The 18,995-nt window shown below is 71.7% G+C and carries 15 protein-coding genes; 6 read left to right on the top strand and 9 right to left on the bottom strand.

The features are described from left to right. From GSF22_RS15335 to GSF22_RS15325, 3 genes are all read left to right on the top strand, one after another. Positions 1–299, top strand: a 299-nt coding sequence (locus tag GSF22_RS15335) for a type VII secretion protein EccB (protein ID WP_208814255.1), incomplete at its 5' end; no start/stop codon positions are given. Between the two features lie 176 nt (positions 300–475). Beyond that, the gene (locus GSF22_RS15330; protein WP_208814254.1) at positions 476–796 is read left to right on the top strand and encodes a WXG100 family type VII secretion target; all 321 of its coding nucleotides are present in this window, start codon (positions 476–478) and stop codon (positions 794–796) included. Positions 797–826: 30 nt separating this feature from the next. Continuing rightward, positions 827–1,120 (top strand): WXG100 family type VII secretion target, encoded by a 294-nt coding sequence (locus GSF22_RS15325; RefSeq protein WP_208814253.1) that lies wholly within the window; start codon positions 827–829, stop codon positions 1,118–1,120. Positions 1,121–1,153: 33 nt separating this feature from the next. Here the strand turns inward: GSF22_RS15325 and mycP are convergent, their stop codons facing one another. Then, positions 1,154–2,419, bottom strand: a complete 1,266-nt coding sequence (mycP, locus tag GSF22_RS15320; protein ID WP_208814252.1) for a type VII secretion-associated serine protease mycosin — start codon at positions 2,417–2,419, stop codon at positions 1,154–1,156. Positions 2,420–2,571: 152 nt separating this feature from the next. On the opposite strand from mycP, the gene GSF22_RS15315 reads away from it, so the two are divergent. Both GSF22_RS15315 and GSF22_RS15310 read left to right on the top strand, forming a co-directional pair. Further along, positions 2,572–4,761, top strand: a complete 2,190-nt coding sequence (locus GSF22_RS15315; protein WP_208814251.1) for an SseB family protein — start codon at positions 2,572–2,574, stop codon at positions 4,759–4,761. Beyond that, positions 4,758–5,123 (top strand): hypothetical protein, encoded by a 366-nt coding sequence (locus GSF22_RS15310; RefSeq protein ID WP_208814250.1) that lies wholly within the window; start codon positions 4,758–4,760, stop codon positions 5,121–5,123. Before GSF22_RS15315 ends, GSF22_RS15310 begins: the two co-directional genes overlap by 4 nt. Before the next feature lie 31 nt (positions 5,124–5,154). On the opposite strand, the gene GSF22_RS15305 is transcribed toward GSF22_RS15310, so the two are convergent. From GSF22_RS15305 to acs, 5 genes are all read right to left on the bottom strand, one after another. Then, positions 5,155–6,087 (bottom strand): alpha/beta fold hydrolase, encoded by a 933-nt coding sequence (locus GSF22_RS15305; protein WP_208814249.1) that lies wholly within the window; start codon positions 6,085–6,087, stop codon positions 5,155–5,157. Between the two features lie 97 nt (positions 6,088–6,184). Then, positions 6,185–6,667 carry a hypothetical protein gene (locus tag GSF22_RS15300; RefSeq protein WP_208814248.1) on the bottom strand — a complete coding sequence of 161 codons (483 nt, stop codon included), beginning with the start codon at positions 6,665–6,667 and terminating at the stop codon, positions 6,185–6,187. A gap of 147 nt (positions 6,668–6,814) precedes the next feature. Next, positions 6,815–9,211 carry an immune inhibitor A domain-containing protein gene (locus GSF22_RS15295; protein ID WP_208814256.1) on the bottom strand — a complete coding sequence of 799 codons (2,397 nt, stop codon included), beginning with the start codon at positions 9,209–9,211 and terminating at the stop codon, positions 6,815–6,817. A gap of 439 nt (positions 9,212–9,650) precedes the next feature. Then, the gene (locus GSF22_RS15290; RefSeq protein ID WP_208814247.1) at positions 9,651–12,440 is read right to left on the bottom strand and encodes an immune inhibitor A domain-containing protein; all 2,790 of its coding nucleotides are present in this window, start codon (positions 12,438–12,440) and stop codon (positions 9,651–9,653) included. Between the two features lie 347 nt (positions 12,441–12,787). Further along, on the bottom strand, positions 12,788–14,752 hold the full coding sequence (gene acs, locus GSF22_RS15285; RefSeq protein WP_208814246.1) for an acetate--CoA ligase: 1,965 nt from the start codon (positions 14,750–14,752) through the stop codon (positions 12,788–12,790). Positions 14,753–15,138: 386 nt separating this feature from the next. Here acs and GSF22_RS15280 point away from each other — a divergent pair, with 386 nt between their 5' ends. After that, a complete protein-coding gene (locus tag GSF22_RS15280; RefSeq protein ID WP_208814245.1) occupies positions 15,139–15,873 on the top strand; it encodes an oxidoreductase in 735 nt (244 codons plus the stop codon). A 62-nt stretch (positions 15,874–15,935) separates the two neighbouring features. Here the strand turns inward: GSF22_RS15280 and GSF22_RS15275 are convergent, their stop codons facing one another. From GSF22_RS15275 to GSF22_RS15265, 3 genes are read right to left on the bottom strand one after another with little or no spacing between them, the layout of a single operon-like run. Beyond that, a complete protein-coding gene (locus GSF22_RS15275; RefSeq protein ID WP_208814244.1) occupies positions 15,936–16,568 on the bottom strand; it encodes a TetR/AcrR family transcriptional regulator in 633 nt (210 codons plus the stop codon). Then, positions 16,463–17,827: a methyltransferase gene (locus GSF22_RS15270; RefSeq protein ID WP_208814243.1), complete on the bottom strand. Its 1,365-nt coding sequence runs from the start codon at positions 17,825–17,827 to the stop codon at positions 16,463–16,465. Before GSF22_RS15270 ends, GSF22_RS15275 begins: the two co-directional genes overlap by 106 nt. Next, positions 17,824–18,720 carry a hypothetical protein gene (locus GSF22_RS15265; RefSeq protein ID WP_208814242.1) on the bottom strand — a complete coding sequence of 299 codons (897 nt, stop codon included), beginning with the start codon at positions 18,718–18,720 and terminating at the stop codon, positions 17,824–17,826. Before GSF22_RS15265 ends, GSF22_RS15270 begins: the two co-directional genes overlap by 4 nt. Positions 18,721–18,995: the final 275 nt, after the last annotated feature.

Here is an 18,995-nt window from a genome sequence, read left to right as displayed (position 1 = left end):
GGGCGGGACGGGCGGCGACCGGAGCGCCGGACGGGCCGGTCCTCGCCGACCAGGTGTTGGTCGAGCCGGGACAGGGAGCGGTGGTGGAGGCGGTGGCGGCCCCGGGTGCGGCCGGAGGTGCGGTCTCCGTGGTCACCGATCTGGGCCGGCGGTACGCGGTGACCGACGCGGCGGTGCTCGGCATGCTCGGCTACCGGACGGCCCGCCCGCTGCGGCTGCCGGCCGGCGTGGTGGCCCTGGTGCCGGCCGGCGGGGCGCTCGACCCGGCGGTGGCGCGGAAACCGGTCCGACCCGCCTGAGTCGACAGTTGTCCACAGGGGACGCGGCGGGGTGGCAGGAGAGCGACAACCCGGCTACCGTCAGCGATCGAGTTGATCGCACGTCGTGGTGGACGCGGTACGTCGTCCGGTCCGGCCAGCACACTGTGGACCATGCCGCACGCCCGACGCGACCGAGGAGACGAGGTGACCTCCGGGTGTCCCAGACGCAGGCAGAGGCTGCGGTGATGCAGCAGACCGCAGCGCGGTTCGAGCAGGTCGACGAGGCGTTGCAGAGCATGCTGAGCAGCCTCATGGCCGAGTTGGAGGTGCTCCAGCAGGCCTGGCGGGGCGCCGGCGGCCGGTCGTTCGAGCAGGTCAAGCAGCAGTGGTCGCAGGACCAGGCGGCGATCCAGCGGGCGCTGCGGGAGACGGCCGGCGCGTTGCGGACCGCCGGCCGGCAGTACACGGCATCCGATGCCGAGGCGGCCAGTCGGGTCGCGCACACCAACCGTGGCGGCATCCAGCTGCCGCTCTGACCCGGTACGGACGGACAGGAGGAGGTTCGGATGCACGACGGGATGCTGGTCGTCAGTTTCTCCGCGTTGCAGCAGGCCAGCGCGGACATCCAGAAGGCGTTGAACAGTCTGCACACCCAGCTCGGCCAGCTTGAGCGGGATGCCGCGCCGCTGGTCGCCAGTTGGGAGGGGGAGGCCCGGCAGGCGTACGAGCAGCGGCAGGCGAAGTGGCGGTCGGCCTCGCAGGACCTCCAGGTCATGCTGCGGGACATCAAGTTGGCGGTCGACGAGTCGGCGGCCGACTACCTGCACACCGAGAAACGGAACGTCAACCTGTTCCAGTGAGGTGCCGGCGGTGGCGCCTGACCGCCGACCGGATCAGTCCGGGTCGGCGGGGCGCCAGCCCCGGCGCGTTCCCCGGGGCAGCACCAGCGCCAGCAGCACGGCCAGTACGACCACGGCGGATACCGACCCGGCGACCAGCAGCGCCCGGTCCCGGGCCGCCGACCGGCGCACCTCCCGGGCCGCCAGCCCGGGTCCGGCCGGGTCGTCGCCGGACAGCACCGTCGGGGTGACCGGTCGGCCCGGCGGGGTCTCGCTGACCGCCCGGTACGGGTTCAGCACACCGGCGCCGTAGCCGGATCCCGGTCCGGCGCCCCGGGCCGGGTCAGCGGTGGCGGCGATCCGGTCCGCGACCTGACCGGCGGTCAGCTCCGGTCGGTACTGCCGGAGCAGGGCCGCCGTGGCGGCGACGAAGGGGGTGGCGTAACTGGTGCCGGCGGTACGCCGGTGTCCCCTGCCGGGCACCGCGGCGATCACGTCCGATCCCGGGGCGACCACGTCGACGTAGGGTCCGACCTGGGAGAAGTCGGCGAGACCGCCGTCAGCGGTGATCGCTCCGACCCCGATCACCCCGGCGTACGCGGCAGGGTACGGGCGGGGGTCCCCGTCGCCGTGCAGGTTCCCGGCGGCGGCCACCACCACGACGTCCCGGTCGACGGCGTAACGGATGGCGCTCCGGACGGCGGGTACGTCCGCGTAGAGCACCACCGAGAGGTTGAGCACCTGCGCGCCGTGGTCCACCGCCCAGCGGATGGCCCGGGCGAACTCCTCCGGACGGACGGTACGCCCGGACTCCCGGCCCTCGATGACCTGCTGTTCGCTGACCCGTACCGGCAGGATCCGGGCAGCCGGGGCGAGCCCGGTGAAGCTGGTGTCGGGCCGTCGGCCCGCAGCGATGATGCTCGCCACGGCGGTGCCGTGCCCGGCGCAGTCGTCGGTGCCGTCGCCACCCGGGTCGAGCAGGTCCACCCCGTCGAGGACCCGCCCCCGTAGCTGCGGATGACGGGGATCGACCCCGGAGTCGACCACTGCCACGGTCACCCCGGCGCCGGTGGCGAGGGTACCGAGGCGCTCCGGGGCGTACCGGGTCTGCGGCCAGGGGACGCCGGTCACCGGCTCGGCGGTCACGGTTGCCACCGGGCAGGCCGGGGCGCGGCCGACGGCCGGTACCCCGAACGGTCCGGGAGCGACCACGGAGATGACGGAGAGGACAGCGGCGGACAGGCTGGCCGTGAGACCGCGTCGGAGGACGACGGGGCCGGTCCGGGGCGCGGCGGTGCCGCTCCGGGCGTCGCGGGGCATCCATCGCCTCCGTATCGTGTCGGCTCCGGAACCGCATGTTATCGCCGGTCGCGCGTACCGGAGACCCGGCGTCGGCCTCCCATTGTGATCTTGTTACAACCTTGTAGGTTGTACGCGACAGCTATGACCTGTGCGCGGGAGGGGAGGTGGCCGTGACCGAATGGGAGCCGGCCACCGAGGTCGAGGCGGCGTTGCGGGACGCCCTGCGCGCCAGCGACCAGGAGCTCTACTTCCGGATCCTCTCCCGCACCGACCTGCTGCTGCCGGTCTCGGCGGAGGCGTTGGCCGGGCACGCCCCGATCGGCTGGGGGACCTGGACGACGGCGGGGCGTACCCATGTGCTCGCCTTCACCTCCCCGGCGGCGGTGCGCGCCTGCCTGGCGCAGAACGCCGGTCCCACCCGTCGCGTGCCGTACACCGATCTCGCCCACGACTGGCCGAACCCGGAGTGGTGGCTGGCGGTCAACCCCGGCCTGCCGATCGAGGGCTACCTGCCCGCCTGGTTCGTCACCCAGCTCGCCAAGGGCGACGTACGGCTGCCGGGCCGGACGATGGGGGCCCGGGCCCGACTGGAGCGTGTCGAGAGTGCCGCCCGTGCCCGGGCCAGCGCCGCTGTCCCCGGGCCGGTCGAATCCGCTCCGCCCGCCCCGCCAGCCGTGTCCGCGTCGTCGACCCCGCCGGCTCTGTCGGGTGACCGGCAGGCGGCCGGGTACGAAGCAGCCGGGTACGAGGCGGCCGGGTACCCCTCGGCGTCGGCACCGCAACGGCAGGTTCCGCCGCCGGAGGGTCCGTACCCGTCCCAACGGTCGATGGGCCCGCCGACGTCGGAGCGGCAGGAGGACACCTCCGGCTCGGAGACCTCTGCCTGGCTCGCTGCGGCCTACCGCCGACCGGCGCCCCCGGCGGAGAGCGCCGTGGACCGGGACAGCCCGGCCCCGCCGGTCAACCTCTTCGACGGCTACGTACCTCCGGTCCAGGCCACTCCGCCGGATTCCGTACCGCCGGTGGACCCGGCCCGGGAGATGCCCTCGTACCGGACGACCGAGCCGGTGGGGCAGGGCTTCCGGCCCATCGTCATCGAGGGGACCGTCGTCGAGTCCCGCAGCGCCGAGCCCTCCGTCGACAGTGCCTTCCCAACCGGGGCGGCCCCCGCTGCGCCGTTTCCGCCCGAGCCGTCACCCAGTGAGCCGTTCCCGGCCGAGCCGTCGCTCAGCGAGTCGTTTCCGTCCGATCCGGCCCTCGGCGAGCCGTTCTCCGCTGGGTCCCTCCCGACCGGGCCGGGCGCCGTCGAGCCGTCGCCTGCGGACCCCGCCCCGGCAGCGCCCGTCGCGGCGGAGCCGCTGCCTGCTGCGCAGCCCGCCCCGGCGGCGGACTTCCAGCCGGCCAACGAGGTCGAGGAGAACCTGCTCGCGGCGGCCGGTGAGGGCAGCACCGACACCTTCCTCTCCACCCTCCTGCTGGCCCGGGTGCTGCTGCCGGTGGCGGTCGACGCCGCTCCGGGCAGCCTCCCCGGTCAGGACGGTTTCGTCTGGGCCACCGAGCAACTCGACGGTGACCCGTACGTGGTGGTCTACACCTCACCGGAACGGCTCGCCGACCGGGACTGCCCGCCGGTCGAGACGGTGCAGGTCAAGTTCGTCCAGCTGATCCGTCGGTGGCCGGACGAGAGCTGGTCGTTCGCCGTCAACCCGGGTACCCCGGTCGGCGCGAAGCTGCCCGGCGGGCAGATCGTCGCGCTGGCCAACTGGGCCGCCGAGGTGGGGCTGGGCGACGACGAGGGTGAACCCGTCGAGGCGCCGGCCGTGACGGAGGTACCCGCACCCCGGACGCCGTACGCGCCGGCCGTCACCGATCCGGGTCGGCCGCCGATGATGCAGAAGACGGTCGCGCCGAGCCAACTCGCCTACTACCTGGAGCGGGGGTACGACCGGATCTCCGGCTTCGTGCACCGGGCCAACGAGGTGGCCCACCTGAACACCCCGGCCCGCCTGCACTCCGCGCTGGGCCTCGCCTATCCCGGGTCGCCCTTCGCGCCGGACGACCAGGAGGTGTACGTCCTCCGCTGGCCGGCGCACCGGCCGAGCCTCTACCGGATCCCCTACGGCGGGCAGAACGAGGCCGCGATGCGGGCGATGGAGGGGTGGGTCATCGAGCGCCCGCCGTTCCGTGGCAACGGCTTCGCACCCGGGGAGAGCAGCGACGTGGTCGCCGAGTTCAAGGTGGACAGTGCCCGGCTGCCGCACGGCGCCCAGCTGTGGCGGATCGGTGCGGACGGGTCCGAACGGGTGGTGGCCACCCTGGACAGTGACTCCTCGACCTGGCGGCGGGTGGACGAGAAGTGATCCGAGACGGCTACCTGGCCCGCTGGCGGGGACGGGAGTACCCGGCCAGCCCCGATGTCGACGAGGTCCGGCTCTACCGCTCCGACCCGGACGACGGCTTCACCGAGGTCCGGCCCGGCCGGTACGTCCGGGTCGTGCCGGTGGCCGAGGTCGAGGAGCTGGTGTACGTCCGGACCACCTGCCTGTGGCAGGGGGAACCGTTCATCGTGCTCGCCCAGCACGAGAACTGGCTGCGGGTGGAGTACACCGGCGGGCGCTGGCCGGTCGCCCAGGCGATGGGGCTGGAGGTCTTCGACTTCGGCGTCTACCAGGGCTGGGCGCCGGCCGCCGAGGTCTCCGAACTGCGCGAGCACCGGGTCTGACCGGTGGGACCGGCCGGCGGCAGTGCCGGCGTCAGGACTTCGCCCAGCGCAGGATCTCGCCGAGGACCAGGTCCGGCGCCTCGACATGCGGGAAGTGGCCGACCGAGTCCAGCAACCGCCACTCGTACGGGGCGATCACGTAGCGGCCCGAGCCCTGGGCGGTACGGGGCAGCGAGGCGGCGTCCTCCGCGCCGTGCAGTTGCAGGGTCGGCGTGACCAGCGGCTTCTGCATCAGTTTGACGAACCGGTAGCCGTGCAGGCGCAGCACCGAGCGGAACGCCCAGCGGTACCCTTCCAGCGCGCAGAACGCCGCCTGCGGGATGCGCATCGCCTCCCGGCACCGGGCCGCGTACGGCTCGAAGGCGTCGCTGGCCACCCACCGCTGGCCGCCCCACCGGCGGAGCACCTGGCCGATCAGCGCGGCGTTGTCCCTGGTGAGGACGTGCTCGTAGCGGGGTAGCTGGAACTTCAGGGTGGGCGTGGCCGCCGCGAACTGCCCCCGCGGGTCGGCGAAGATCCCGGCCCGCAGCCGCAGCGGGTGCGGTGCGCCGAGCACCACGAGCCGACGGACCAGCGACGGGTGGAACGAGGCGGCCGTCCAGCCGATCAGGCCACCCGCCCCGGTGCCCACCACGGTCGCGGAGCGTTCACCCAGCCCCCGGATCAGGCCGGCGATGTCGGCGGCGAGGGTGTACCCGTCGTACCCCCGGGGTGGTTTGTCGCTGGCGCCGTAGCCGCGCAGGTCGACCGCGACGGCGCGGAACCCGGCGTCGGCCACCGCCGGCAGCATCTCGTGCCAGGCCCACCAGAACTCGGGAAAGCCGTGCAGGAACAGCACCATCGGGCCGGTACCCGCCTCGACGACGTGGAAGCGGCTGCCGTTGGCCCCGACGAACCGGTGGGTCCACGGCCCGTCCACGAGGACGCACGACTCGTCGACGGCGCCGCTGTGCTGCTCGGTCATGTGCCACAGCCTAGGACCCGGGCGCTTCCCGGTCGCGGGCGCGATGGCCGTGATCAGGGGTCCGGCGTTCCGTACGGCTGCGGTGCGGTCGGGTCGGTCAGCCCACCGGTTCCATCTTGACGATGGCGGCGTGGGTGCCACGGCCACAGCTGATCCGGAGCAGCAGTGGTGCGGTGGTCACCCTGACCCGGGTACCGGTCGTGAACGTGCCGGCCTCCGGTCCGTACAGGGCGTACTCCTGTCCGTCGTCGGTGACCACCCCGTAGCAGGGGCCGGAACCGCCCCGGGTGACGTGGCCGACGACGATGCCGGTCGGCCGGGTGTCGGTGGGGTTCTTCGGCGGAGCGGTCGGTGGGCGACGGCCGGGTGGGTCGGTCGGCACCGACGGCGGGGTGACCCGTCCGGAGGGTGCGACGGGAGCGGCGGTCGGTGGGTCCGCCGGGCCGGAGGTCACGGCCGACGGGGTCGGGTCGGGTTCGGGCATACCGGTGGCCTCTCGGTCGGCGCAGCCGGTCGTCAACATGGCCGCGACGACCAGGGTGAGCAGGGGCGGGACGGCCCGCCGGGGGGTCAGCTGCATGACCGGTTGGACGTGCCCGGGGTGCGGTCCGTTCCGCCCGCGTTCGGCGGGTCACCCGCCGGCCGGCACCGTGCCGGTGCCCGGGTCGGAAACGGGCGACGCCCGGGGAGCGGTTGCTCCCCGGGCGTCGTGCGTGCGGATCGTCGATCAGGAAATGCGGATCTTGATCGAGGTACCGTTCTGCTCCAGCACCTTGATCTTGGTGCCGGTGGCCGGGACCTTCACGCCGTGGTTCGGCAGCTCCGGGTACCAGTACTGCTTGGTGTCGTCGAACACCGGGGCAGCGGCCTGGCCACGGATGTACTGCGGCTGGCTGTTGAGGTGCAGGGTGAACGAGTCGGCCTTCTTGAGGCTGAACGGTGCGTCGTACACCTGGATCCGGGCCCGCCACGGGTTGCCGGTCAGGTTGTAGATCGGCTTCGGGCGCGAGTCGATGATCAGGTTCAGGCCCTCACCCGGGTGCACGTTCGTGTTGTTGTCGACCTGCGAGGTGTCCCAGTAGGAGATGAGCAGACCCTGCTGGTACGAGTAGTGGTCGACGTAGTCCGGCCGGCTGTTCTGGTAGCCGAAGAAGTACGGACCGGTCTTCAGGTACTTGTCGTACGAGACGTAGGTCCGGTTGCCGGCGATGTAGAAGTGGTCGTACAGGTTGGTCTCGCTGGCGCCCTTGACGGTGAAGCCGTCCAGGGTCCAGCCACCGGCGGTCTCGGCACCGTCGCTGAGCACGGTGGCGCCGTCCGCCGTCACGGTGATCTCGTCGGCGAAGAAGCCACCCTCGCTGACCCCACCGTCGGTGCGGTAGTGGAAGCGGAAGAGCACCTTCTGGCCGGCGACCGCGTTCATCGGCACGTTGAGGTCGACCCACTCGCCGTTGGTGTAGCCCTCGATGGCCGGGGTGCCGCTGGCGTCCCGGCTGAACGGGGCGCCGTTGACGGTGCCGTCCAGGGCGGTCCAGCTCGTGCCACCGTTGGTGGACGCCTCCAGGTAGAGGTAGTCGTACCCCTCCTCGATGCCGTAGCGGACCTTGGCCGACAGCGACGCGGAGGTCTTGCCGGTGAAGTCCAGCTCACGGGTCATCGTGTTGTCGAGGTCGTCCGCGTTGCCGGAGAAGTACTGCTTCTCCCCGGCGAACGGCGCACCCAGGTCGCTGGTGACCTCCTTCTTCGGGAGTACCACCACCGCGGCCTGCGCCTTGTTGGAGTTGTACTCCTGCGGGCCGAGGTCCAGCGTGACCGGGTCCTGCTTGGCCGGCACGACGACCTCGTAGTCCAGCCAACCGAGCTGGAGCTTCTGCCAGGCGCCGATGTCACCCGGGCGGGTGCCGATGCCCTGGTCGTCCTTGGCGCTGAGCCGGCTCTGCGCCATCAGGCTCCAGTGCTCGACGCTGTTGTCGCCGCCACCGGAGGTGTCGTAGTCGTCCGGCAGGCCCAGGTCGTGGCCGTACTCGTGGACGAAGACGCTCAGACCGCCGTTCTCCGGCTGGACGGTGTAGTCGCCGATCCAGATGCCGGTGTTGCCGATCTGGGTACCACCCAGCGGGTTGAACGCCGGGCCGGTCCGACCGATGTCGGTGCCGAAGGCGTACCACCGGTGGCTCCAGATGGCGTCCTCACCCTGCCACGGGTCACCGTCGGCCTGGTCGCCGCCGGAGTGGACGATCTGGAAGTGGTCGATGTAACCGTCCGACTCGTTGAAGTTGCCGTCGCCGTCGTGGTCGTACCGGTCCCACTGGTCGAACGACTTCATGTCGGCGGCGATCTGCGCGTCGGTCCGACCCTGCGCCTGCTGGTCGGCGACCCACTGGTTCGCCGCGTCGCGGACGAGCTGCCAGACGTTGTTGCAGGTGCTGGAGCCGCACGGGTAGCCGTTGGAACGGCCGTAGCGCGCCTCGTTGTAGCGCACCTTCACCCAGTCGGTGACCTTGCCGTCGACGCTGTAGCGGCCGGACGACTGGGCCTCGAAGTAGGTCTTGACCGACTCGACACCCGTCCCCTCACCGAAGTACAGGTTCTGGAAGTACTCCGCCGAGTAGTCGGGCTGCCACACCGTCGAGTTGTCCACGGCCCGGTTGGGCTCGGGGATCTCGTTGTGCAGCGGACCGTCGAACCGGGCCGGACCCGGGGTGTTCGGGTCGGTGTCCTGATCCGGGTAGCTCGGGTGCCGCTCGTTGCCGAACTCGGTCAGGATGACGAAGATCCGGTCCGTCGTCTCGCGGCCGAGCTCGACGTACTGGTCCTCGGTGGCGACGCCGGCCCGCTGCGTGGCCGAACGCTGGCCGTTCGCCCCGGTACCGGTGGTCTCGCCGACCTTCGCCACGGTGCTGACACCGCGCTTGGTCGCCTTGACCCGGCCGCTGACGACGTCGCTGACCGCCTTCTGACGCAGCTCGCGCCGCTTGTCCTCAAGCGGGTTGGGCAGTTCGTCAGAGGGGACGGGCTTGCTGGCGGCGGCCGCCGCCGGCGCGTCCGCCGGTGGTGCCGCGATGACGGGGGAGGCGAGCGACACGCCCACTCCCGACGCCAGCGACACGGTGAGCAGGCCCACCATGAGTTTACGCACTAAGAACCTCCGGTTCTACAGGCGCCGAAGCCACCACGATCAAGCGGTGGTCGGCCGTCCGGATAAGAGGCCCAGGTTGTTTCTGGGGCCATTGGTGAACCTAGACACTGCCGGGACCCGTGGGAAGACGGCTGCGTCGATTTGTTGCAAAGTTTTTTGGGAGGTGCTTTCGGGCGTCACACCGCGTGGCCTATGGAGTTGCCATGACCAGGTCTGATACTGATCAACGCATACGCGATGTATCGGCTACGCAACGCCTGCCGGTGGCATTCATCGATCACTTGTCGGGGCATTGCCGACAGCCCGCCCGGTGTCGTTATGACGCAACAGGCCCGCCGGGAGGGCTGCTCCCGACGGGCCTGCGCGTGGTCACCCGGGTGACCGTGGACCGGTGCCGGTCCGGACGGTCACCCGGGCTGGTGCATCAGTTGGTGGCCGGCGTGACGTACACCAGGGCGTACGAGTTGTCCCAGGCCGCCCACTTGATGGTGAGGCTGACGCCGTAGCTCACGCCCTGGTCGCCGGGGTTACCGGTGCCCAGGACGGTGAAGCCGAGATCGGTGCCGTACGCGTCGGTGGCCGGGGAACCGTCCGGGTTCACCGCCCGCGTGGTGTACGGGGCGCCGTTCCGGGACGGGACGACCACCGAGGCGTCGTTGTCCCGGGCGAAGAGCCGACCGTCGCGGATCTCGATACCCGGGTACCAGCCCTTGGCGTCGGTGAACGCCGGGACCGCCGGCTGGGCCGGGAAGTCCGTGCAGTACTCGCTGTTCGGCTCACCGGCCGCCTCCAGGCACTCCCGGAAGGGGTAGGTGGGCTTCAGCGAGAACGCGGCGTTCGACGACTGCGGCCGGCTCGGCAGGTTGTCCAGCGTGGACGGGTCCTTGACCGCAGCCTCGCCGGTACGGCGCAGCGGGTCGAAGTGCGAGTCCACGATGAGCAGACCGCCCTTGGCGCCGTAGCTGGGCAGGGTGGTCAGACCGGCGGTGACGTGGTTGATGTCACCGAGGGTGGTGTCCCGGTACCAGACCAGCATGCCCGGGGCGTTGTAGGAGATCCGGTCGACCTTCCACGCCTCGTTCGAGTAGATCGTGTCGTAGGCGTACTTCAGGCCCTTGTCGAAGCCGTCGAAGTTGCGCCACTCGGCGAGGTAGTAGTGCGCCTTGACCTGGCGACCCGGGTCGACCCGCCAGCCCGGGCCGGTGGTGTCGGTCCAGGTGCCACCGGTCTGCACCCAGCCGTTGGCGCCGTTCTCGACGTCGTCGCTCCAGGTGGTGGCGCCGCCGCCGGTGACCGAGAAGTCGTCGGCGAACCAACCCTTCTCCTGGAATGCGGCGTCGGTGGCCTGGCGCAGCCGGACCTGCACGGTGCTGCCCGCGTACGCCGACAGGTCGACGTAGTCGTGCCGCCAGCCGTGGCTGTCGCCGGTCAGGCCGTACTTCTTGTTGCCGAAGTCGGCCATCCGGCCGTTCGGGTCACCGTAGCCGTCGTTCGTGGTGACCAGGTTGCCGGCCGCGTCGTAGACCTTCTGCTCGGTCCAGGTGGTGCCACCGTCGGTCGAGACCTCGACGAAGCCGTAGTCCCAGTCCTCCTCGATGACGTAGTTGTTCCACATCCAGAACTTCGCGTCGGCGGCGGCCGGGACGGCGACCTCCCGGCTCAGCTTGATGTCCGCCCAGTCCTGGTCGGCGCCGCTGTACCACATGCCGGTGCCGCTGTGCGGCTCGGCGAGGGTGATCACCTTGTCCGGCAGGTCGACCTTGATGCCGTCCTGCGTGCCGGTCGGGGTACGCGAGGTCTGACCCAGCTTCACCGTGCGCGGGTCGGTACCCGGCGTGAGGGTCAGCGGCTCGGCCCAACCGAGCACCCACTTGTCCCACAGACCCATGTGGGTCGGCAGGGCCTGGAAGACCTCACCGGAGTGCGAGCCCGAGGCCATCAGGTCCCAGAAGTCCACATCCGAGTCGGCGTTGCCGGAGGTGTCGTAGAGGTCCGGCAGACCCAGGTCGTGGCCGTACTCGTGGGCGAAGACACCGACGCCCGCGTCCTCCGGCTGCACGATGTAGTTCGAGATCTTCAGGTCCGTACCGGGGATGGCGTAGCCACCGGCCACTGCGGACGAGTGCGCCCAGATGGCGTAGGTGCCCTCGGCGCCACCGCCCCGGGACTTGCCCTGGCCGGCGTGCACCAGCACCAGGTGGTCGATCACGCCGTCCGGCTCGAAGAAGTTGCCGTCACCGTCGCGGTCGCCCTGGTCCTCGATGTCGTAGTCGGCCCAGGGGAAGCTCGGGTCCATCGCGGCGAGCGCCTCGACCGCGTCGGTCGCCAGCCGGCCCGCGCCGAGCGGGTTGTCCGGGTGACCGTTCATCGACTGCATCCGGCCGGCGACCCAGTTGCCGTTCTCGTCCTGGGTGCAGCGGGAGGCGGCGTACCAGCCCTCGGAGTGGGGCAGCTTGATCCACGGGCTGGCCTGGCCGGCCACCGTGTAGGCGCCCTTGGACATCTCCAGGTACATGTTGCGCATGGTCCGGCCGGCCAGGCTGACGCCCGGCTTGCCGTCCGGCCCGGTCAGGTCCGGGCGGACCCGCTCGGTGATGCCGGTCTTCGAGTACAGCATCTTGTTGTAGTGCGCGGGCGAGAAGTCCGGCACCCACATCGAGTTGTTGTCCTCGTTGGCCAGGTTGGCCGGGTTCGGGATGTTGTTGTGCAGCGGGCCGTTCTGCACGGTGCCCGGCACGCAGGTCCGGTCGCCGAAGACCGTCTGCGGCACCATGACGTTGGTGAAGTCGTCGTTGGCCGTGTCGTTGAACTCCACGAGCAGGGTCAGCAACTTGGCGGTCTGGGTGGTCGTGGCCCTCTTGATCTTGCGAGGGCTCTGCTTGGTCCGGATCGCCTTGGCCTCGATCTTGGCCAGCTCGCGTGCGGTCACCGGGTTGCCCCCGGCGAACTTGCGGTCGTACGCCCGGGCCTCGTCGAGCACCGGGGCGTGGATCCCACCCTTGCCCTTGACCTCACGACCCTGCGAGTCCGGTTGGACCGCAGGCTCGCTGTAGTTGATGTAGAACTCGTCCGCACCGATCGTGGCAGGGACGGGGCGGGCGGATACCGCACTGGCGCCGGGCGTCACGGTGAGTGTCGTGGCCGCGAGCGCGATCGCGGGCAGGGCGACGAGTAGGCGTCGCCGCCGCCCGTTACGGGCATTGAGAGGTTGCATGCCGCTCCAATTCGTCGGGCATGGGGGAGAGGGCGGTCGGACATCGTTCCCGCCCGGATCAGGGCAGGGTGTCAGGTCCGACTCGCGCGAACATAATCAGCGGATCGCCCTACAGCAAGAGATACGTCAATGGTTCAGCCGACCGGCCGGTCCGGGATCATCCGAGCGGAGTGCGACACGCTCACATCGTCGTCAACCGCGATTCGGACGATGGATGCCGTCGGGCGCAACGGCAACCACGACGAAATCCGTCGCATGTGTCCGGTCGCCGGGGCGAGGTGCGAAAACGACGGTGGGTGGTGGCCCGAACGGGCCACCACCCACCGTGACGTTGCCGGGCCCCGGCGTCACTCGTCCTCGGACTTGCCGCCCTTCATCCCCGACGAGATCAGCTCCATCACCGAGGAGTCCTGGAGCGTCGTCACGTCGCCGAGCGACCGGTTCTCCGCGACGTCCCGCAGCAACCGCCGCATGATCTTGCCGGACCGGGTCTTCGGCAACTCGGCGACCAGCATGATCTGCCGTGGCTTCGCGATCGGGCCGAGGGTCTTCGCCACGTGGTTGCGCAGGTCGGCGATGAGCGCCTCCCCGGCGTCCCCGGAGACGTCGGCGGTACCGCGCGGAATGGCGAACGCCACGATCGCCTGCCCGGTCGTCGGATCGGTCGCGCCCACCACCGCCGCCTCGGCCACCGACGGGTGCGACACCAGCGCCGACTCGACCTCGGTGGTGGAGATGTTGTGCCCGGACACCAGCATCACGTCGTCGACCCGACCCAGCAGCCACACGTGCCCGTCGGCGTCCTTCTTCGCCCCGTCACCGGCGAAGTACATGCCGTCGAAACGCGACCAGTACGTCTCGACGAAGCGGTTGTCGTCACCCCAGATGGTGCGCAACATGGACGGCCACGGCTCGCGCAGCACCAGGTAGCCACCACCACCGTTCGGCACCGACTGGCCCTGGTCGTCCACCACGTCCGCGCTGATCCCCGGCAGCGGCGTCATCGCGCTGCCCGGCTTCGTCGCGGTCACCCCGGGCAACGGCGAGATCATGATGGCGCCGGTCTCGGTCTGCCACCAGGTGTCCACGATGGGCAGTTCACCCCGGCCGACGTGCTGCCTGTACCACATCCACGCCTCGGGGTTGATCGGCTCACCGACGCTGCCCAGCAGGCGCAGCGAGGAGAGGTCGAACCCGGCCGGGATGTCCTCGCCCCACTTCATCATGGTGCGGATCAGGGTCGGCGCGGTGTAGAGGATCGTCACCCCGTACCTGTCGACGATCTCCCACACCCGGCCCTTGTGCGGGGTGTCCGGGGTGCCCTCGTACATCACCTGGGTGGCACCGTTGGCCAACGGGCCGTACACGATGTACGAGTGCCCGGTCACCCAGCCGATGTCGGCGGTGCACCAGTAGACGTCCGTCTCCGGCTTCAGGTCGAAGACCGCGTGCGCGGTGTACGCCGTCTGGGTCAGGTAGCCACCGGTGGTGTGCAGGATGCCCTTCGGCTTCGCGGTGGTGCCACTGGTGTAGAGGATGAACAGCGGGTGCTCGGCGTCGAACGGCTCCGCGGTGTGTTCCGGCGACGCCTGCTCCACCGTCTCGTGCCACCAGTGGTCCCGGTCCGACCAGGCGACCTCCTCGCCGGTCCGACGGACCACCAGGACGTGCTCCACCGAGCCGGAGCGGGACACCGCCTCGTCCACGGTCGGCTTCAACGCCGACGGCTTGCCCCGCCGGAACCCGCCGTCGGCGGTGATCACCACCTTGGCGCTGGCGTCGGCGATCCGGCTGCTCAGGGCGTCGGCGGAGAACCCGCCGAAGACCACGCTGTGGGTCGCGCCGATCCGGGCACAGGCCAGCATGGCGACCGCGGCCTCCGGGATCATCGGCAGGTAGATCGCCACCCGGTCCCCGGCGGTCACCCCCAGCCCGGTCAGCGCGTTCGCCGCCTGGCAGGTCATCCGGTGCAGATCGGCGTACGTGATGGTGCGGGTGTCCCCGGGCTCGCCCTCCCAGTGGATGGCCACCCGGTCCCCGAGACCCGCCTCGACGTGCCGGTCCAGGCAGTTGTAGGCCACGTTGAGCCGGCCGCCGACGAACCACTTCGCGAACGGCGGGTTCGACCAGTCCAGCACCTGCTCCCAGTCCTGGGCCCAGGCCAGCCGCCGGGCCTGCCGCTCCCAGAAGGCGAGCCGGTCGGCGTCCGCCTCGGCGTACGCGTCGGCCTTGACGTTGGCCTCGGCGGCGAGCGCGGCCGGCGGCGGGAACTGACGGGTCTCCTTCAGCAGGTTCTCCAGCGTTTCGCTCATGCCGTCGCCCCCGGGGTCGTGATCATGCGCAACTCCTCGTGCCTCGCGTGACCTGCATCTCGTTCCTGGGGTGAGAGGTTACGGGGAGTGCCACCCTGCGGCGACCGGTGTACCCGAACCGGCGCGCCGAACGGGCGCCGAGGCGCGCCGGAAGGCGACCATGCGCAGGCCGGGTGCGCGACGACCCGCCGGTTGCGCAGCCGGCCTGCGCGACGACCCGTCGTGCTGCGCAACCGGGTGCGCGGACGTCCCGGACAGTGACCACGACCGTCGGGTGGCGCAGCTCACGTCGCCGACCCCGGTCCTCCGGTCGGGTGACGCGTGTCGGTGGTCGCGTTTGTGGCCGGCCCGTCCCGGGGCCGGGCCGGGGTCGCTAGCGTGGCACCGTGACGACCGACCCGCTCGCCCCGCTGCTCGCGCTCGCCGACATCGCACCCGCTGTGGAACACGCCCGGGACCGGGTCGACCAGGCCCTCCGCCACCGCGCGCTGCGCCGGCAGGGCGGCCAGGTCGCCGCCGAGCTGAGCCTGCGCTCCGCAGTGGCGAGCGCCGCGCTGGAGGGGTACCCCCACGACCGGGAGGCCGTCCGGGCCGGCACCGTCACCGACCCGGTGCTCCAGGGTGCGCTGCGGGTCGCCGGGGCGCTCCCCGGGCTGACCGACCTGTGGCCGAAGGCGCCCCGACAGGCCCTCGCCAAACTGCACGTGCTGGCCGCCCGGGATGTCGTACCCGCCGACGCGCTGGGCCGTCCGACCGCCGACCCGGTCGTCGGTACCCGCCTCGACGGCCTCGCCGCCCTGGTCGCCGGCGGCACCCGGGTCCCCCCGTTGGTACTGGCCGCCGTGGTACACGGCGAACTGCTGGCGCTGCGGCCGTTCGCCGGGCCGTCCGGGATCGTGGCCCGGGCCGCCGCCCGGCTCACCCTCATGTCCACCGGCCTGGACCCGCGTGGCCTGCTCGCCGTCGAAGTCGGCCACCAGGATCGGGAACCGGAGTACGTCGGCGCGGCCGGTGCCTTCGCCACCGGTACCCCCGACGGGATCCGGTCCTGGTTGCGGCACTACACGGCAGCCGTCGAGGTGGCCGCCACCCAGCTCACCGAGGTCGGCGACAGCCTGTAAGGAAGGGCCCCTTCCTAACGCATTCGGTAGAGGAAGGGCCCCCTGTCAACAGGTGAGCTGGGTCAGGCGCGCCGGACCGCCCGGGTGACCTTCGACCGGAGAGCCCGCCGGGCGACCGGCCCCAGGTCGTCCACGATCTCGATGAGTACGGCAAGCTGGTCGAGCGCGGACATCGCCCGCCCGGCCGCCACCCGGTCCACCCCGTCGTAGAGTTCCAGACCGATGAACGCGGCCGACACGGCGCGGGCCAGCCCGGGTACGTCCGCGATCTCGGCGAACGGCGAGCCGGCGAGCAGCCGGTCCAGGACGGCCTCGATCTCGTCCACCCAGAGTTGGAGCGCGTCGGCCGTCGGGGCGGCCAGCCGCTCGTCGGCCTGCGCCCCGGCGAGCATCTGGGCGAGAAAGGAGACGTTGCCCAGGTCCCGCTCCTGCTCGTGCAGGGCGCGTCCGACGGCGAGCAGCTCACGCAACGATCCGACGGCGGCCAACCGTGCCGACCAGTGCCCGACCCGCTCCGCAGTACTCGCCCGGCAGGCGGCCGTCAGCAGGTCGTCCACGCTGCCGTAGTGGTAGAAGACCAGCGCCTGGTTCACCCCGGCGGCGGCGGCGATGGTACGGGCGGAGACCCCGGCGATGCCGTGCTCCCGGATCGCGGCGATGGCACCGTCCAGGAGACGTTGCTTGGTGTCGGACATCCCTCTCCTCGCGTACCGGCCGGGTGCGGCGATGCGATCATCGCATCGGTCACCAGTTGCGCGAGCCAGGCGACGCCGGGCAGCCGGAGGGTCCAGCCGACCAGTGCCCAGCCGAGGGTGACGTGTTCGAGTGCGCGGGCGACGGCGGCCACCCCCTGTTCCCGGTGACCGTCGCCGCCCACGTACTCCGCCCGCCTCAGCCCTTGCCCGTGGGTCCGGGCGGGTCGGATGGCGAGGCCCGCCGGATGCCGGCGGGCCAGGAAACGCCAGACCGCCGCGCACGGCCCGCAGTCGTCGTCGAGCCAGAGGACCGCAGCCGGACCCGGGAGGTACGGCCGCCAGCGTGGCCACCAGCTCCGGACCTGTCGCCGGTAGGCCCGCCAGTTCTCCGGGTACCGCCCGGCGAGGTCGTACCCCTCGTGCGGCCCGGCCACCGCAGCGGCGAAGGCGACCGCCGTCACGCCTGCGGCGACGAGCGCCAGGCTCCGGGTCACCGCCGCGGTGAACAGCATCAGGGCGATCGCGCCGCACTGCATCGGGTTGGCCAGATACGCGTACGGCCCGGTGGTGACCAGCCGGCGGGGCGGATCCCACGGGTACGGGGTGCCGCCGCCCCGGACCGCGAACTCACGTACGGCAGCGAGTGCCGGGGTCGCCACCAGCAGGGCGACCTGCCCGACGAGCAGCAGCCGGGACGCGGGCAGTTCGGTGAGCCCGACCCAGGAACCGCCACCGACCTCGAAGGCCAGGGTCGGCACGAACCAGAGCAGCAGGGCGGTGAAGAGGACGACCTGGAGCGGTACCCGGACGCCCAGGTGCCGCCGGTCCGCGCAGTACCGGCCGAGCAGTTGGGCGGGAAGAGCCACGGCGAGCAACCCGACCGCCTCCCCGACGAGCCAGTGCGGGCCGAGCCGGACCAGTGGGTGCAGGGCGGGCAGGGCCACCGCGTCGACCCAGAGCAGCAGGCCCAGCGCCAGTGGGAGTGGAAGAACCTTCCGGAGCAGCACCGGTAGCGGACCCCACAGGGCGGCCCAGCCGATCCACAGGTCCACCGGCAGCCCCCGGTACGCGCCGCGTACCGGGGCGAAGCTGTACCAACCGGTGTGCCGGGCCACCTCGTCGAGCGCGGCGATGCCGACGGCGCTGGCGACGAAGGCAAGCAGTGCCGCAGCCCGCGCCGCGCGGTGCCGTTCCAGCCGGGCGGCGGCGAGTACGGCCAGCAGGGGGAGCGCCAGACTGAGGTACCGGGCGGTGGTCATCGCAGCGTCGTCATGTCCAGCAGGTGCCCGACCCCTTCGCTGAGCAGAAGGTGCTGCACCGGCCCGAAGTACCAGGACGGGTCGAGACCGCGTCGGTAGTCCACCCTGATCCGGACCTCGGTGTGCCCGGCGTCGACGGCCTGCCAGCGCAGGTCCGCGTGCCGCCAGGTGAACCAGCGTGCCGTGATCGAGGTGTCCTCGACGAAGCGGAACGTCACCTGCCCGGGCCGGACGCTCTCGACCTCGGCGAGCAGATGGCCGCCCGGTCCGTGCGTGCTGCCGTGGTAGCCGAACATCCAGCGGTCGCCAACGGCCAGGCCGTCGCCGCTGACCTGGCCGGGAGTGGGGGCACCCAGCAGCCGCAGCGGTACCGAGCGGACCGGGACGGGTCGGGGGCCGGCCGCGAGTCGCTCGGTGACCCGGTCGACGGGTAGCGCGACCACCCGGACCGCCTCGACCGTCTGCTCCGGGGCCAGCCGGGGTCCGACGCCGCTGCCCTCCAGACCGGGCAGGAGCAGCAGCGGCACGGCGAGGACCGCGTACGGCCGCGAGGCGTCACGCAGGGCGCGGATCAGTGCGGTGGTGCCGTGTGCCACCGCGTACACCAGCGGGGCGGCCAGGACGACGCAGACGGCACCCTCGTGCAGCGCCACCGCAGCCAGGAGCAGGGCGATCGTGGTGACCACGAAGACCCGGCCGTGTGCCGTCCGGCCGGGGGTGAGGGCCAGCGCCACCGCGAGGATCACCGGCAGCGCCACGAACAGCAGGGCGCTGTCGGCCCGCCCGCTGCGGACCGCCACCGTGAAGACCACCAGCCCGAAGAGACCGATCAGCCCGGCCAGCACCCAGTTGGCGGTGGTCCGGCGTGGTGGTGGTTGGTCCGGTACAGACATGACGCCTCCCCGTTTGAGCGAACGCTTAAAACGGAGCATAGGCGTAGTTGAGCGATCGCTCAAACGGGGAGCGTGCCGAACCGCGCCGGGACAGGTGGATGTCGGTGTACGCCGACCGGCGACAGAGGTCCGGTCAGGTGACGGGACCGCCCGAGGTGGCGGTCAGCCGGCGGCGCGGTCAGCCGGCGGCGGTACGCGCCCGGTGGCGGTGAGGATCAGACGGTACGCGCCCGGTGGCGGTGAGGATCAGACGGTACGCGCCCGGTGGCGGTGGG

The sequence above is a fragment of the Micromonospora echinofusca genome, from assembly GCF_017614955.1.
In the GTDB taxonomy this organism is placed as follows: Bacteria; Actinomycetota; Actinomycetes; order Mycobacteriales; family Micromonosporaceae; genus Micromonospora; species Micromonospora echinofusca_A.
Note: the sequence above shows the minus strand (reverse complement) of the source record. Positions and strands in the feature narration are given on the sequence as shown.